The 15873-nt window shown below is 68.9% G+C and carries 16 protein-coding genes; 8 read left to right on the top strand and 8 right to left on the bottom strand.

What is annotated here, in order from left to right; all coding sequences use genetic code 11:
- Window positions 1-4 precede the first annotated feature (4 nt).
- The 3 genes from QH196_RS24005 to QH196_RS24015 all read right to left on the bottom strand — a co-directional run bounded on the left by QH196_RS24005 (window position 5) and on the right by QH196_RS24015 (window position 3249).
- Window positions 5-1096 carry a FecCD family ABC transporter permease gene (locus QH196_RS24005; RefSeq protein ID WP_280418079.1) on the bottom strand — a complete coding sequence of 364 codons (1092 nt, stop codon included), beginning with the start codon at window positions 1094-1096 and terminating at the stop codon, window positions 5-7.
- A gap of 25 nt (window positions 1097-1121) precedes the next feature.
- On the bottom strand, window positions 1122-2138 hold the full coding sequence (locus tag QH196_RS24010; RefSeq protein WP_280418132.1) for a heme/hemin ABC transporter substrate-binding protein: 1017 nt from the start codon (window positions 2136-2138) through the stop codon (window positions 1122-1124).
- A gap of 136 nt (window positions 2139-2274) precedes the next feature.
- The gene (locus QH196_RS24015; RefSeq protein WP_280418080.1) at window positions 2275-3249 is read right to left on the bottom strand and encodes an aldo/keto reductase; all 975 of its coding nucleotides are present in this window, start codon (window positions 3247-3249) and stop codon (window positions 2275-2277) included.
- A gap of 435 nt (window positions 3250-3684) precedes the next feature.
- On the opposite strand from QH196_RS24015, the gene QH196_RS24020 reads away from it, so the two are divergent.
- From QH196_RS24020 to QH196_RS24045, 6 genes are all read left to right on the top strand, one after another.
- Window positions 3685-4626 (top strand): undecaprenyl-diphosphate phosphatase, encoded by a 942-nt coding sequence (locus QH196_RS24020; RefSeq protein WP_280418133.1) that lies wholly within the window; start codon window positions 3685-3687, stop codon window positions 4624-4626.
- A 76-nt stretch (window positions 4627-4702) separates the two neighbouring features.
- Window positions 4703-5404 (top strand): histidine phosphatase family protein, encoded by a 702-nt coding sequence (locus QH196_RS24025; protein ID WP_280418081.1) that lies wholly within the window; start codon window positions 4703-4705, stop codon window positions 5402-5404.
- Between the two features lie 123 nt (window positions 5405-5527).
- Window positions 5528-6112: a DUF3090 domain-containing protein gene (locus tag QH196_RS24030; protein ID WP_068036102.1), complete on the top strand. Its 585-nt coding sequence runs from the start codon at window positions 5528-5530 to the stop codon at window positions 6110-6112.
- Window position 6113: 1 nt separating this feature from the next.
- On the top strand, window positions 6114-6908 hold the full coding sequence (locus QH196_RS24035) for an SCO1664 family protein (RefSeq protein ID WP_280418082.1): 795 nt from the start codon (window positions 6114-6116) through the stop codon (window positions 6906-6908).
- A gap of 166 nt (window positions 6909-7074) precedes the next feature.
- On the top strand, window positions 7075-8316 hold the full coding sequence (mshC, locus tag QH196_RS24040) for a cysteine--1-D-myo-inosityl 2-amino-2-deoxy-alpha-D-glucopyranoside ligase (RefSeq protein ID WP_280418083.1): 1242 nt from the start codon (window positions 7075-7077) through the stop codon (window positions 8314-8316).
- Window positions 8317-8588: 272 nt separating this feature from the next.
- Window positions 8589-9149, top strand: coding sequence for a TetR/AcrR family transcriptional regulator (locus tag QH196_RS24045; RefSeq protein WP_280418084.1), 561 nt, complete (start codon window positions 8589-8591; stop codon window positions 9147-9149).
- 69 nt (window positions 9150-9218) lie between these two features.
- On the opposite strand, the gene QH196_RS24050 is transcribed toward QH196_RS24045, so the two are convergent.
- Entirely contained in the window at window positions 9219-9797 is a 579-nt protein-coding gene (locus tag QH196_RS24050; RefSeq protein WP_280418085.1) for a TetR/AcrR family transcriptional regulator, read from the bottom strand.
- 119 nt (window positions 9798-9916) lie between these two features.
- On the opposite strand from QH196_RS24050, the gene QH196_RS24055 reads away from it, so the two are divergent.
- A complete protein-coding gene (locus QH196_RS24055; protein ID WP_280418086.1) occupies window positions 9917-10576 on the top strand; it encodes a class I SAM-dependent methyltransferase in 660 nt (219 codons plus the stop codon).
- Window positions 10577-10700: 124 nt separating this feature from the next.
- On the opposite strand, the gene QH196_RS24060 is transcribed toward QH196_RS24055, so the two are convergent.
- Both QH196_RS24060 and QH196_RS24065 read right to left on the bottom strand, forming a co-directional pair.
- On the bottom strand, window positions 10701-11162 hold the full coding sequence (locus tag QH196_RS24060; protein WP_280418087.1) for a VOC family protein: 462 nt from the start codon (window positions 11160-11162) through the stop codon (window positions 10701-10703).
- Window positions 11159-11743 carry a DinB family protein gene (locus QH196_RS24065; RefSeq protein WP_280418088.1) on the bottom strand — a complete coding sequence of 195 codons (585 nt, stop codon included), beginning with the start codon at window positions 11741-11743 and terminating at the stop codon, window positions 11159-11161. The genes QH196_RS24060 and QH196_RS24065 overlap by 4 nt, the downstream gene beginning before the upstream one ends.
- A 62-nt stretch (window positions 11744-11805) precedes the next feature.
- On the opposite strand from QH196_RS24065, the gene QH196_RS24070 reads away from it, so the two are divergent.
- Window positions 11806-12789: a helix-turn-helix transcriptional regulator gene (locus tag QH196_RS24070; RefSeq protein ID WP_280418089.1), complete on the top strand. Its 984-nt coding sequence runs from the start codon at window positions 11806-11808 to the stop codon at window positions 12787-12789.
- Between the two features lie 172 nt (window positions 12790-12961).
- Here QH196_RS24070 and QH196_RS24075 read toward each other — a convergent pair whose 3' ends face one another.
- Both QH196_RS24075 and QH196_RS24080 read right to left on the bottom strand, forming a co-directional pair.
- Window positions 12962-14578 carry an acyl-CoA synthetase gene (locus tag QH196_RS24075; RefSeq protein ID WP_280418090.1) on the bottom strand — a complete coding sequence of 539 codons (1617 nt, stop codon included), beginning with the start codon at window positions 14576-14578 and terminating at the stop codon, window positions 12962-12964.
- Window positions 14579-14620: 42 nt separating this feature from the next.
- The gene (locus tag QH196_RS24080; protein WP_280418091.1) at window positions 14621-15871 is read right to left on the bottom strand and encodes a hypothetical protein; all 1251 of its coding nucleotides are present in this window, start codon (window positions 15869-15871) and stop codon (window positions 14621-14623) included.
- Window positions 15872-15873: the final 2 nt, after the last annotated feature.

The raw sequence follows: 15873 nt of genomic DNA on the forward strand, positions 1-15873 counted from the left end.
TCGTTCATGCCCACCCTCCCGAACGGGCGCGGGTGCGGCGCAGCAGCCAGAAGAAGAACGGCCCGCCGATCAGCGAGGTGAGCATGCCCAGCGGGAGATCGGCATTGTCGACCAGCGAGCGGGCGGCGACATCGGCGGCGAGCAGGACGACGGCGCCGGTGACGGCACTGACCGGGATCAGGGCGCGATGCCCCGGCCCGACGATCATGCGCACCACGTGCGGGACGATCAGCCCGACGAACAGGATGATGCCGGTGAACGCGACCCCGGCGGTGGTGAGGACGGCGACGATCACGATCACGGTGCGCCGCAGCCGTTCCACATCCACCCCGAGATGGCGGGCCGCGGATTCGCCGAGCGCCAGCAGATCCAGCCGCGGGGCCACGAACACCGCCGCCGCGATCCCGAGCGCGGCGAGGACCGCCACCACCGCGACCGCGTCCCAGGTGGCGCCGTTGAGGCTGCCCAGTTGCCAGAACACGATCTGGTCGCGGGCGGCGGGGGAAGCGACGAAAAGCAGGAAGGCGATGAGCCCGCCGGCGAAAGCGTTGATCGCGACACCGGTGAGGACCAGGGTGACCACTTCGGTGCGGCCTCCCGACCGGGACAGCACATACACCAGCACGGTGGTGATCAAGCCGGCGACGAACGCGGCGGCGGCCACCGACCAGGCGGCGACGAACGCACCCCCGAACACGATCACCGCGCCCGCACCGACCGCGGCACCGGACGACACCCCGATCACACCGGGTTCGGCGAGCGGGTTGGCGAAAACCCCCTGGAGCAGCGCACCCGCGGTGGCGAGCGCGGCACCGACCAGGATCGCGAGCAGCACCCGCGGGAACCGCACTTCCCACAGCGTGACCTCCCCGGCCGGGTGGGCGGGTAACGGCCCCCAGTCCAGCCCGATCCGGTGGGCGATACTGCCGGCCACCTCGGCCGGCCCGGTGGGGACCTGCCCGATGGCGGCGGAAGCGACCGCCAGTGCGACCAGCGCGAGAACAGCGACGGTGAACGCGAGCACCGCCCGCCGTCTGTGGTGGTGACCGAGGTCCGGGGTGACGGACTGTCGCGGTTCGTCCAGTTCTACGGTCATGCCACTGCCACCCGGCCCGATGCGCTCATGCGGTGGGATGACCATAGATGGCGTCGGACAGGGCGGTGATGACGCGCCCGGTGTTCGGGCCGAAGGACAGCAGCACCGAATCCGACATATCGACGATCCGCTTGTTACGGCCCGCAGGTGTCTGGGCAATGCCGGGTATCTGCGAGATACCGTCCACCCCGCCGATCGATTTCATCCCGTCGGTCATGACCAGCAGCACATCGGGCGCCGCGGCGATCATCGCCTCGCTGGTGATCGCCGTGAACGGTTCACTCACGCCGGATTCGACTCCGGCGTCGCGGGCACCGAGCGCGGCGATGAGCGCGTCCGCACCGGACCCGGGGCCGGCCAGCATCGTGATGGCACTGGAGCGCAGGTACAGGAACGCGATCCGCAGCGGCGGCTCCTGGGCGGGCACCGCGGCCGACGCGGCGGCGATCTCGTCCTGTGTACGCTGCGCGAGCTGCTGCCCGCGTTCCGGGACACCGAGCGCGCCGGCGACGGCCTCGATCTGCGGGACGACTCCCTCCATGGTGCGTTCCGGGTCGAAGTAGACGACGGTGATCCCGGTCGCGCGTAACTGTTCGCGCACGGCAGGAGAGGCGCTGGTGGTATCGGTGAGGAAGACACTGGGCCGCAGCGCGAGGATCGACTCGACATTCAACGCACCGTTACCGCCGGTGACGTTCGGCAGATCCGCCACGGCGGGAAACGAGGCGGCGGTGCTGCGGCCGACCAGATTGTCGCCGAGCCCGAGCCCGTACACGATCTGGGCGAGGGTGCCGTACCGGTCGGCGGCCACGATCCGGCTGGCATCGGTGACCGTCACCTCGGCGCCGTCGAACGACCGCACCGTCGCGGGTAACGCCGGGACCGGCGCCGGGGTGAGCGGTACCGGGTCCAGGTTGTCCAGCACCGCGGTGGCTGGGCCCTGCTGACCGGTCGTGGCGGCCGGTTCGGTACCACCGCAGGCGGCAGTGAGCACGAGCAGCCCGGCAGCGAGGCCGGCCAGCAGCGCCCGCGCCCGTCGCATGCGGGCCCCCGAGGTGAATCTGCTGCGCACGAGCGCGGTCCCTCCGTGATTTCGTTCCGCTGCCGCCTCCGGACCCGACTCGCTCATGTAGGCAAGGCTAATCCGTGCCGCGGTGTGATGATCGCCCCCGCCCCGGCTACGGGGTGGAGCTCACATCGTCGAGGGCGGCGGCGATCGCGCGCGGCAGTTCCAGTGTTTCGGCGGCCAATACCCCGGTGAGCTGGCCCATATCGCGGGCGCCGACGAACATGCTCGCCACCCCGGGCCGATCGCGCACCCAGGCCAGCGCGACCGCCAGCGGGGAGGTCGCCAGCCCGTCGGCGGCGGTGACGAGGGCATCGACCACGGCGGTAGCGCGATCATCGTCGAGGCGGCCGCGGATCTCGGCGGCGGTGGCTTCGTCGGCGGCGCGGGAATCCGCGGGTACGCCGTCGCGGTATTTGCCGGTGAGTATTCCGGCGGCCAGTGGCGCGGTGGCGACGATTCCCGCGCCGTGGTGGGTGGCGGCCGGGACCGTATCGTCCTCGGCGCCGCGGGTGAGCAGCGAATACGGCGTCTGCACGGCGGTGACCGGGGTCCGGGCGGCCAGGCTTGCCAGCTGCCAGGCGGTGAATCCGCGGACCCCCGCGTAGCGGACGCGGCCGGAACGGATCGCGTACTGCAGGGTTTCGGCGATCTCGTCGAGAGGTGTGGCGGTATCCCAGGCGGTGACCTGCCACAGGTCGAGGTGGTCGGTGCCCAGTTCGAGCAGGGTGCGGTCGAGTTGGCGCAGCAGGGTGCGGCGTGAGCAGTCGACCGTGATCCGCGCTTGTTCGGGCATGGGGGGTTCGCTACCGGCGGGGACGGCCGGTAGGTAGGGCACTTGACCGGCCCCCGCGCACAGTACGAGTTCGTCGCGGGACACCAGATCGCCGAGGAGGTCGGCGAGAATCCGCTGTGCGGCGCCGCCGCCGTAGGCGGGGGAGGTGTCGACGAGGGTGCCGCCCGCTTCGGTGAACGCGATCAGTTGCGCGGCGGCGGTCTCGGCATCGGTGCGGCTGCCCCAGGTGTGGGTGGCCAGCCCGATGCGGGAGACCCGCAGCCCGCTGCGGCCGACGGTGCGCTGCTCCATCACCGGGTCTCCGGGCTCGGAGAGGACGACACCAGCAGGTCAGGCCCGGAGACGGTAGCCGAGCGGGCCGCGCTCGTGCCCGGATCATGCAGGATGAGTAGGCCGCGCCCGGAGGTGGTACCGGAGCGTAACCGAGTATGGCTGGCGCTCATGCGCAGAAGACGCAGCACGGTTCGACGTTTCCTCACGGCGCCCAGCCTAGAACGTGACCGGCCGGTGACCGTTCGCGGCGAACGGTGGGCGCGGCGTGTCCGCTGCCGGTGGTGCCGGCTGGGCGCCCGGCGATATCGGCACGGCCGGGCCCCGGTCGCCGCGCGCGCCCGGTATAGGGCACTGTAGGGTCGCTGCGGTCGATCGCCGGGGATCGTGCAGCGGCTGCGGTGCCGTCGAGTGAAGGAAGAGCGGGGTTTTCGGCGTGGTTCAGGAGGATGTGTGATCGGCGAGTCGATGACCTGGGTACAGGCGTTGGTACTCGGTGTGGTGCAGGGATTGACGGAGTTCCTGCCGGTGTCGTCGTCGGGGCATTTACGGATCGTGTCCTCGGTGTTCTTCGGTGAGGACGCGGGCGCGTCGTTCACCGCGGTCACCCAGCTCGGTACCGAGGCGGCGGTGCTGTTGTTCTTCGCCAAGGACATCTGGCGGATCGTGACGGTGTGGTTCACGACCGTGTTCGAGAAGCTGAGCGCCCGGGAACGAGTGCCGCTCGCCGAACAGGTCACCACGAAGCTGCCGGTCGTCACCGGTTCCGGGCCCGTGGGTTACGACCCCGAGGCCGAGGCGCAGCGCGAACTCGACTACCGCATGGGCTGGTATGTGATCATCGCCACGATCCCGATCGGGGTGCTGGGGTTCCTGTTCAAGGACCAGATCCGCACGGGCGCACGCAATCTGTGGCTGGTGGCGATCATGTTGATCGTTTTCGCGCTGGTGATCGCGGCGGCTGAGCGCTACGGCCGCAAAGAACGTCCGATGGAACAACTCACCACCCGCGACGGCGTGGTGATGGGCCTGGCGCAGTGCCTGGCCTTGATTCCCGGTGTCTCGCGGTCCGGTGCCACGTCCAGCGCGGGCCTGTTTCTCGGTTTGAAACGGGAGGCGGCGGTGCGGTTCTCGTTCCTGCTGGCGATTCCCGCGGTCACCGCGTCGGGTCTGTTCAGTCTGCCGGACGCTTTCGAGCCGGCCGGTGAGGGATTGAACGCTTCCGGAATGCAACTGCTGGTGGCGACACTGATTTCGTTCGCGGTCGGGTACGCGTCGATTGCGTGGTTGCTGCGGTTCGTGGAGCGGCATTCGTTCTACTGGTTCGTCGGGTACCGGATCGTGCTGGGTTTCGTGATCATCGGTTTGCTCGCCGCCGGGGTCGTGTCGGCGACGTGAGCGAGCCGGGCCGGGAGGCGGCGCGGGGCGGGCTCATCGGGCATCGCCGTGCCGCGGCCGCCGTTAGGCTGGCAGCATGACGGTGATCCTGTTGCGACACGGCCTGTCGACATCCAATACCGGCGGGACCCTCGCCGGGCGCAGTCCCGGGGTGGAACTCACCGACCGCGGTAGCGAACAGGCGTGTGGGGTCGCGGCACGGCTGGCGAGCCTGCCGATCACCCGGATCGTGACCTCACCGATGCTGCGCTGTCAGCGCACGGTTTCGCCGCTGGCCGCCGGTCTGGAACTGGAACCGGTGGTCGACGACCGGCTCGCGGAGGTGGACTACGGCGAATGGACCGGACGCAAGATCAAAGACCTGCTGGCCGAACCGCTGTGGCAGGTCGTGCAGCGACATGCGTCGGCGGCGGTGTTCCCCGGCGGGGAAGGCCTGGCGCAGGTCCAGGCCCGGGCGGTATCGGCCATCCGGGAACACGATCGTGCCCTGGCGGAGTTGCACGACGGGGATCGGCTGTGGGTGGCCTGCACCCACGGTGATGTCATCAAGGCGGTGCTCGCCGATGCGCTGGGAATCCATCTCGACGGCTTCCAGCGCATCATGGTCGAACCCGCCTCGCTCAGCGTTGTCCGCTACACCCGGACCGCGCCGTTCGTCACCCGGATGAACGACACCGGTTCGGATCTTTCCGGTCTGGCGCCGTCACCGGCCCCCGAATCCGGGGCTTCGGGCCCGGTACCCGGTGGGGAGATCGGCGCGGGAAGGAAAGACGGATAATGGGTATGCCCGATACCGGCGGATGCGCCACCTCTCGGCGGCGTCGGGCGACTCGGCGGGTGCGCCGGGAAACGGCGCGGCGGAGCACCGCAGCCGAACAGGGTCACGTATCAGGAGGTGCATGTGTCACGAGCAATCCATGTATTCCGCACCCCCGAACGTTTCGTCGCCGGAACTGTCGGTGAGCCGGGCGATCGCGCGTTCTATGTACAGGCGGTGGAGGAACCCCGGGTGGTGAGCGTGCTGCTGGAGAAGCAGCAGGTCAAGGTGCTGGCCGACCGGATGGGTCTGCTGCTGGACGAGGTGGCGCGCCGGTTCGGTGCGGAGGTGCCGCCGCAGGCCGAACAGGTCAACGACAACGATCCGCTGGTGACGCCGATCGATGCCGAATTCCGTGTCGGCACCATGGGGCTGGGCTGGGACGCCGATGCGGGTGCCGTGGTGGTGGAGCTGCTGGCGATCACCGAAACCGAGGTGGACGAATCGGTGGTCCTCGACGATACCGAGGAGGGGCCCGACGCGGTGCGGGTGTTCCTCACCCCGGATCAGGCGCGGGAGTTCGCCCTGCGGTCCACCCGGGTGATCGCCGCCGGGCGGCCGCCGTGCCCGCTGTGCGGGGAGCCGCTGTCGGCGCGCGGGCATATGTGTGTGCGCACCAACGGGTACAAGCGCGGCGAACTGTTCGGCGCGAACGATCTGGAGGAATAGCGTGGCCGGGGACGTATTGTCCACCGGCGAGCTGACGGTCCTGGGCCGGGTGAGTGTCGCCAGTAACGTGACCCTGGTGTGCGACCTCGCGACCGGTGACGGTGCCGTGCGAGTGGTGTACAAACCCGTGCGCGGGGAGCAGCCGCTGTGGGATTTCCCCGACGGCACCCTGGCCGGCCGGGAGGTGGCGTCGTATCTGATCTGTACCGCACTGGGCTGGCCGGTGATCCCGGAGACGGTGCTGCGGGACGGGCCGTACGGTCCGGGCATGGTGCAGCGCTGGATCAGCACCCGCGAGCCCGGCACACCCGGCAGCACCCGCCTGGATCTGGTGGATCTGTGCCCGCCCGGTCTGGTTCCGGACGGTTACCGGGAGATCCTGCGGGCCTACGACGGCGCCGGTGACGAGGTATCGCTGGTACACGCCGACGACCCGCGATTACAGCGGATGGCGGTGCTGGATGTGCTGCTCAACAACGCCGACCGTAAGGGCGGGCATGCGCTGGAGGGGCTGGACGGCGAGGTGTACGGCGTCGATCACGGGATCTGCCTGCACCAGGACAACAAACTGCGCACCGTCTTGTGGGGCTGGGCCGGTGAACCCGTTCCGGCGGATCTGCTCGCCGATATCGCCGCCTTCACCGATGCCCTGCCGGGGGAGCTCGCCGATGGGCTGGCCGAACATCTCACCGATCCCGAGATAGATGCCCTTCTGCGCCGCGCCAAACGGCTGCTCGACGATCCGGTGATGCCGTTACCGGTCACCTCGCGCCCCATTCCGTGGCCGGCGTTCTGACCTCCCACCGGCGGTTCGTCGGATGATTCATTCGGTCCGAGAGAAATACTTGCCTTCCCCGATCCGTGGGTCCGGTGCAGGTCCGCGGGACGCGATGCCTCTCGATCCGGGCCGGGAGGGCGGGGTGGGCGGTACCCGGTCGTTACCGACCTCTACTCTCGAAGGTATGCAGTCCTGGTCCGACACCCCGATCCCCGCGGTCCCCGGAGCAGGGCCCCCCTTACGTTTGCACGACACCGCCGACTCCTGTATCCGCCCGGTGACCCCGGGTGCGACGGCCACCATGTATGTCTGCGGTATCACCCCCTATGACGCCACGCACCTGGGCCACGCCGCCACCTACCTGACCTTCGACGTGGTGAACCGGGTGCTGCGCGATAACGGGCACGATGTGCATTACGTGCAGAACGTCACCGATGTCGACGATCCGCTGTTCGAGCGCGCGGCCCGCGACGGTGTGGACTGGCGGGATCTGGGCACCGGGGAGATCGAACTGTTCCGCGCCGATATGGCCGCGCTGCGGGTACTGCCGCCGCGCGACTACGTGGGGGCGATCGAATCGGTGGACGAGGTGATCGAGCTGGTGCGCAAACTACTCGCCGCCGGCGCCGCCTACACCGTCGAGGACACCGAATTCCCGGATATCTACTTCCGCACCGATGCCACCGAACAGTTCGGCTACGAATCGGGTTACGACCGCGAGACCATGGCGCGGCTGTTCGCCGAACGCGGCGGCGACCCGGACCGCCCCGGTAAGCGCGATCCACTCGATGCGCTGCTGTGGCGGGCCGAACGTCCCGGCGAACCGTCGTGGCCGTCTCCGTTCGGCCCGGGCCGGCCCGGCTGGCATATCGAATGCGCCGCGATCGCGGTGAACCGGCTCGGCACCGAATTCGATATCCAGGGCGGCGGCAGCGATCTGATCTACCCCCATCACGAGTATTCCGCGGCGCACGGTGAGGCGCTGGTAGCCGGCCGCCGGTTCGCCCGCCACTATGTGCACACCGGGATGATCGGCCTGGACGGGGAGAAGATGTCGAAGTCCAAGGGCAATCTGGTGCTGGTGTCGAAGCTGCGGGCCGCCGGAGTCGATCCCGGCGCGATCCGGCTGGGCTTGTTCGCCGGCCACTACCGCGCCGACCGGATGTGGACCGACGAGGTGCTCACCGAGGCGCAGGCGCGGCTGGATCGCTGGCGGCAGGCGGTGACCGCACCGTCGGCCCCCGCGGCTGCGGATACCGTTGCGCGGCTGCGCACGCACCTGGCCGACGATCTCGATACTCCGCGGGCCCTGGCCGCGATCGACGCCTGGGTCCGCGACACTCTGGACTACGGCGGGACCGATACCGCCGCGGGCACGGAGATCGCCACCGTCGTCGATGCCCTACTGGGTGTGCGGTTGCGTTGACCGGCCGCCGGTCTCGGCCGGGCGTGCACGAAACCGGCCGGCGGACTGCACACGGACGCGAAGGCCGAACCGCAGGCGATCACCACCACCGAGTCTCGGTACCGACCCCGGCTCGTGGCCCGGCGCGGGTTCGCTCATGCCTGTTCGGGCGCAGTACGTTCGGCCGCCCGGATGGGCCGTGAACCCTCACAACCGGGGCTCTCCACTCTCCGGCGATACGGTACTGTTCGGTGCTCGAGATCCCCTCCGTTCCCCGAGCAGATCGGCGCCGTATGTCTCGTATCGTCAGTAAGGACAACTATTTCGACACCGGCCTCGAGGTGCTGTCCGACCTCGGATTCCGGCATCTCAATATCGGTGTGCTGTGTCGCCGGCTGGGGGTGACCAGCGGTTCCTTCTACCACCATTTCGGTAGCTGGCAGTCGTATGTGGATGCGCTGCTGGAACATTGGGAGAACCGGCAGGTCCTGATCCTGCGGTCGCTGCGTTTCGACCCCGCCACTCCCGATTCGGCGATCGGGGCGCTGTCGGATCTGACGCTGGGCCTGCACCATCGGGCGGAGGCGGCGATCCGGGCGTGGGCCGCGAACGACGAATCGGTGGCGGTGGCGCTCAAACGGGTCGACGAATCCCGCCGGCGCACCGTCCGCCGGACCATCTCCGGGGTGGTCGGTGACGAGGAGATCGCGGCGGTGGACACCGAATTGGGGATGGCCATGCTGATCGGATACCAGCAGATGGTCGCCTCCGGGCAGGACGTGCGCCTGGAGGAGTTGCTCGGTGAGTACGCCCGGCTGGTCTATTCCCATCGGCGGCCCGCCGCGCAGGATTGAGCCGAGCTGACCCAGGGGCGGACGCAGGCCGAATCGCCGGTTCGGCACGCAGAGTCCGGGATGCCCGGGTCATTTCAGGACGAGCAAGGCGGCACGTTCCAGTCGGTCGGCGATATCGACGTAGGACTCGTACCCCATCCCGGCGCGCACCAGCGCCCCCGCGTACAGCAGTTCCAGCGATTCCACGGTGCCGGGGTCGGCTTCCGGTTCCAGCGCGCGGGTGAGGCGGTGGCGGATCTCCACGCCGATGCGGGTGCGCAGATGCTGGACGTCCGGGTCGCGGCCGAGCAGCGCGCTGGTCACCGCGCCCGACAACTCTTGTTCGTCGGCCACGAGCAGGGCGATCCCGCGCAGTTCGGCCAGGACCCGTACCGTGGGGTCGGCATCTTCGCTGACCGGGGTTTCCGACGACCGCAGCCGGCGCCAGAAGATCTCCGCGACCAGATGCTCCTTCGAGGAGAAGTAGGTGTAGGCGGTGGCAGTACCCACACCGGCGGCGCCGGCGACCATCCGGATGGTGAGTCCGGCGAAACCTTCCCGCGAGAGCACTTCCATGGCGGCCCTGGTGAGCTTGTCGACAGTGTCCGCCTGCTTTCCGCTCAGCCGGCGCCGGGTGGCCTCGAGAATTCTGGAATCGCCTTCGGACATGTGTCTAGATAGTAGTGTCGGTGCCGTACCGGATCAACCGACTCCCCGGCCAGGGGGCCGGGTAGTGTCGGTCACCGCCGAGCCAGACGTGATTTTGCGGAAGAGAGACCACACCCCCGATGACTGCCCCAGCCCCCACCGCACCGCTGACCGACGAGCAGCTGTTCGACCACGCCCGCCGCGCCACCGGATTCATGCCGGAGGACGAGGGCCGGGCCCTGCACGCCGCCGCGGTGACGTACTGCCACGGCGGGGTGATCACCGAAATCGGCACGTACTGCGGTAAATCCGCGATCCTTCTGGGTGCCGCCGCCCGCGCGCAGGGCGGGGTCGTGTTCACCGTCGACCACCACCACGGCTCCGAAGAACACCAGCCCGGCTGGGAATACCACGACACCTCCCTGGTCGATCCGGTCACCGGCCGCTTCGACACCCTGCCCCGATTCCGGCACACCATCGATACCGCGGGGCTGAGCGATACCGTGCTCGCGATCGTCGGCGCCTCCGCCCGCGTCGCGCACACCTGGCGCACCCCGATCGACTTCCTGTTCATCGACGGCGGGCATACCGAGGAAGCCGCCGACCGCGATTACCGTGGCTGGGCGAAATGGGTCGTTCCCGGCGGCGGGCTGGCCATCCACGACGTCTTCCCCGACCCCGCCGACGGCGGGCAGGCGCCCTACGGCATCTACCGCCGCGCCCTCGACAGCGGCGAATTCCGCGAGGTCTCGGCCACCAGCTCGCTCCGCATCCTCGAACGGATCGCCCCGGCCGCCTGAAGCGCGGGCGAGATCATCCCGGCGGAGGTTACCGGCCCCCGCCGAGGCGGCGTGCCGATGACCGTCCGGTGAGTTCGGCCTCATTCGGGATCGTCGCAGGCGGAGAGTCGATCAGCGCACCGGATCAGTCCAGGCAGAACTCGTTGCCCTCGGGATCGGTCATCACGATGAAACCGCTTTCCATCGGCGGGTTCGGTTCGAAACGCTGCACCCGGGTCGCGCCCAGGGCGACCAGTCGTTCGCATTCGGCCTCCAAGGCCGCCATCCGCTCATCGCCCTGCAATCCCGGGGCCGCACGGATATCCAGGTGCACCCGGTTCTTGGCGACCTTGTCTTCGGGGACCTGCTGAAAGAACACCCGCGGCCCGCGGCCGTCCGGATCCTCGAGGGCCGACCGCGTATTGCGCTGTTCGGGCGGCACACCGATCCCGGCGAGGAACTCGTCCCATGCGGCCAGCGGATCGGCACCCTCGGCCAACTCGACACCCGGCGGGCCGGGATGGACGTAGCCCAGGACGTCGCGCCAGAAGGTCGACAACCCCCGGGGATCGCGGGCGTCGAAGGTGATCTGGATATCGCGGCTCATCGCAATTCTCCGTTCGTGGCGTGGGTGTGCAGGTAGAGATCGCGTAGCAGGCAGACTTCGGACAGATGGTGGATCAGTTCCCGGTGGATATGTAGCACCAGGTCGGCCATGGGCGCGTCCGGGTAGGGCTCCTTCGGGCCGACCGGCACGGCCAGCGCGGCATCACCGAGACCCCGCACACCGTCCAGCCAGACACCCAGCTGGGTATCGAGCTGGTCGAATGCCGTTCTCGCGTCGCCGGCGTACTCCCACGATTCGTAAGACGCGGCAGGCGCGCCGAAATATGCCGCATTACGGGCGGCGAGCACGCCGACGATGACATGCCCGAGCCGCCAGGCGATGGTGGTGAACGGTGCCGGGTCCGGCTCCGGAAAACCGTAGTCGATGGTGAACTCCCCGGTGCCGGCCCGAATCGGTGCGGACGAGGTGCCGCGGGGCCGCACGCTCCATCCCCCCGGCACCGGCGACCAGAAGTACTCGTCATCGGTGAGGTCCCGGAGCCGGTCGCGCAGCTGGTGGTTCCAGTGGAACTCGATCTGCTCACGCAAGGTTCGATTCCAGTCGAGTGTGTCGGTGTCCATAACGCCACCTTGGCACCCATGGCGGACAGGATCGGTCCGCTATCTCTGGAAAGCTGGACTGTGTGGCAGACAGTGACGAACGGGGGACGACCGAGCGGGTGCTGACCCTGCTCGGGTTGTTGCAGCAGCGCCGGGTGTGGACCGGTCCCGAACTCGCCGAGCGGCTGCGGGTCACCTCGCGCACGATCCGGCGCGATATCGAGCGGCTGCGCGCGCTCGGCTACCCCGTATACGCCGGGCAAGGCGTCGGCGGCGGCTACCGGCTCGGCGCCGGACAGGATCTGCCGCCCCTGCTGCTCGACGACGAGGAAGCGATCGCCACCGCGGTATCACTGCTCGTGGGCGCGGGCGGCGCGAGCACCGGTGATGCCGCGTTACGGGCGCTGACCAAAATCGACCGGGTACTCCCCACCCGGCTGCGGCAGAAGGTGCGCACACTGGCCGGCTCGGTGGAATCCTTCGGCAGCGGCCGCCCGCCGGTCGACGCCGAAGCACTGATGACATTGGCCCGAACCTGCCGCGACGAGGTCGAGGCAGGTTTCGACTATCCCGCCGCCGCCGGGTCACAACGCCGCCGGGTCGAACCGTATCGCCTGGTGGCCTCGGACCGGCGCTGGTATCTGCTGGCCTACGATCTCGACCGCGACGACTGGCGCACCTTCCGCGTCGACCGGATGACCGCGGTCACCGCCCGCACCTGGCGTTTCCGCCCGCGACCCGCCCCCGCCGCCGCCACCTACGTGCAGGAAGGCGTGGCGAGCCGGGCGTACCCGCACAGTGCACGGTTCCTCGTGCACGCACCGGCAGAAACGGTCCGCGACCAGGTCCCGGCCGCCGCGGCCGTGGTTCGGCCACGCGGCAGCGACCACTGCGAGCTGATCAGCGGCGCCGGCGATCTCGATCGCGTGCTCGCCCACGTGCTGTTGCTCGGGCACGAGTTCGAGGTGCTCGACCCGCCGGAACTGGCGGCCCGCTGCCACACGCTCGCGCAGCGCCTCCTACGAGCCGGCCCGTCGACCTCGCCGCAACCGGATCCGGAGCAGTAACCGCAGCCGGCGTGCCGCGTCAGCAGCCGTGAGTGCCGTATTCCACCGGCGGCTACGGACAGACCCGATGCCGTGTGCGGACTGTATCGGCGCTCGGCCGTGGTATTGATTCGGCCGTGGGCGTGAATCGGGGGGTGACCTGTCGGCATGCGCGGCGGGCGTTCGGTGCGGCCTACTCTCGATCGGCGCGGTAGTCGGGCGCGCGTTCGGCCGCGTACTTCCGGGCCCACGTGTAGTCGGGTTTCCCACTGGGCGAACGGGTTACCGTCTCGGTGATCCAGACCGCGCGTGGCACCTTGTATCCGGCGAGATGGCCGCGGACATGGGCCTGTAGATCGGGCAGATCCAGCACCTCGCCCGCGCCGGCCGCCAGACTCACCACCGCGGCCACCTGCTGGCCCCAGCGCGGATGATCCACCCCGATCACCGTCGCGTCGTAGACGGCGGGATGGGCTTTCACCACGCCCTCCACCTCTTCGGCGAATACCTTCTCCCCGCCGGTGTTGATGACCATATTGCCGCGGCCGATCAAGCTGATCGTGCCGTCGTCCTCCAGGATGGCCCGGTCGTCGGTGATGACGATCCGTTCACCGTCGACCGTTTTGAACAGTTTCGCGGTCTTGGCCTCGTCCTTGTAGTAGCCCAGCGGCACCGCCCCGGTTTTCGCCAGCCAGCCCTGATCGCCGGGTTGGACGGGCCGGCCGTCGTCGTCGACGACCACCGCGCCGCGGCCGATCGAGACGCGTGGTTTGCGGGACGGGTCGGTATCGCGTTGGGCGAATCCGATCCCGCCGAAACCGGTTTCGGAGGAGCCGATGGAATCGGAGACGAACAGGTTCGGGATCAGGTCCAGCAGATCGTTCTTCGTGGCCTGGGTGAGCAGCGCCGCGCCGGAGGCGATCATGAACAGGCCGGTGGTGTCCACCGGGCCGGCGCGGTAGGTGTCGATCAGCGGCCGGGCCATGGCGTCGCCGGTGATCACCATGACCCCGGGGTGTTCCGCGGCGACCGTCTGCCAGACGGTGGCCGGATCGAAGCGGGGTTCGAAGATCACGCAGTTGCCCGACCACAGCGCGATGAACGTGGGCATCATCGCCGCCAGATGCATCAGCGGCGGCAGAATGAGCCAGGTGGAAGGTTCACCGGCCGCACCGGTGCGGGACTGCTGGTATTCGTCGGCGACGGGTTCGTTGCTGTAGAAGTCGATTCCGCCGCCGAGCACCCGCCACATATCCTCTTGCCGCCACAGCACCCCCTTGGGCATCCCGGTGGTGCCGCCGGTGTACATGATGAACCGGTCGTCGGCGGTGCGGGTGACGTCGGGGCGGGTCGCGGGCGCGGCGGCGGTGACCTCGGCCAGGCAGTCCACGCCCGTATCCGCCGCGGTCCGGTCGTCCGCGGCGCACAGCAGGTATTTCAGCCGCGGTGACCGCTGCGCCGCCGCGCGCACCGCATCCCCGTAGCAGGCGTGGTAGACGAGGTGTTCGAGGTCGGCGTTGTCGTACAGGTAGGCGAGCTCATCCGGCCCGTACCGGAAGTTGATGTTCACCGGGGCCGCCGCCAGTTTGAAGCAGGCGATCAGCGTTTGCATCGTATCGATGCTGTTGTGCATCTGGAACCCGACGTGGGTTCCGCGTCCGACGCCCACCGACGCGAGATGGTGGGCCAGCCGGTTGGCCCGCTCGTCCAGTTCGCGGTAGGTGATGCGCCGGCCCTGTTCGATGAGGGCGATCCGGTCGGGCATGGCGTCGACGGAGTGTTCGAACAGGTCGGCGAAATTATTTGCCATATCAATCCTGCGGTGCTGGCGGAGCCTCCCGGGCCGGGAGGTTCAGAGAACGGTGAGGGGGAGCGGTATTCCGCGATCGGTGAAGCGGAAGTCGACGCCGGTGCTGAACCGGGTGATCGCCACTTCCGAGAACTCGTCGAACGGTTCGGCGGCCGCGGTGATCTCGGCGGTCCAGCCGCCGGGACCGTGATCGGTGACCCGGGCCTGGAAGTGCGGGTTCACGCCCCGCACCAGGGAATCCAATGGCCCGAGATGATCGGGATCGATCATCGACGGCCATGCACGGTCGGTGAGCGCACCGCTGGCGCCGGGGAACCGGATCCGCACGCTATCGATGCCGGGCTCGACTTCGACATCGGTGTAGTGCAGCGGGTTCAGCGCCGGGTGGATGCGCAGGACCTGCGCGAGCGCGTCCATATCGTCGCCGAGCCCGAGGCAGGCACGGATTCGTTCGGAGGCGACCCCGGCGATCCCGGTGAACTGTTTACGCCCGATTTCCAGGGCGGAATCGTCGTCGGTGCGTTCGTGGACGGCGATCATGAAACCGAGTACCAGCAGATGCTGCTGCAGGCACACCTCCTCGGCGATGCGTACGAGTGCGGAATGGGAGAAATCCGGGAAGCGCAGATCGCTGAGCAGCGGTCCGCTGTAGTCTCCGCGGCCCTCGCCGGCGGGGTCGATCGCGGCGAGCGGCAGCCGGGCGGCCACCGATTCCGCGACCAGCGGCGCATTGCGCGGAACCTCCGGCGGGATATGCGATTCGTCGATGATCACCGTCCACGCGCATACCGGGTGCCGGTCGGCGGGGACGCGCGGCGGGCGGTGGATCGGGCGGACCTGGGCGTATTTGTTCGTTGCCAGGGCGGTGGCGTCGAAGGTGGGGTCCTCGATGTCATGACACATCGCCTTCACATACGGCTCGCCCATGGGCTCCACATCGGCGAGCGCACCGCAGTGGTCGAGCCAGAACTCGCCGTGGCGGGAATCGTCGACCCGGAACCGGAAATCCATGAACTGCGGTGGCGCACCGATATCGAGCTGCAGGCCCTTGAAGATGGTGACGATATCGTCGCCGGTGTATCCGAGGGCTTGCTGCATCCGGCGGGTATAGATCGGGCTGGACAGCTGCCATTCCTCGATCGCGACTTCGGCCATCCCCTCCCGGCCGAAGGCGGAAATACAGTGCGCCATCCCGGATCGGTCGATGAGCTGCCCGCACAACAGCAGCTCGGGCACCAGCGCTGCCAGAGCTTCGCGGCTCAGCGCGTGGAACCTGCTGGTGGGTAGGGTCATCG

This window comes from Nocardia carnea, assembly GCF_029868325.1.
Classification (GTDB): domain Bacteria; phylum Actinomycetota; class Actinomycetes; order Mycobacteriales; family Mycobacteriaceae; genus Nocardia; species Nocardia carnea_C.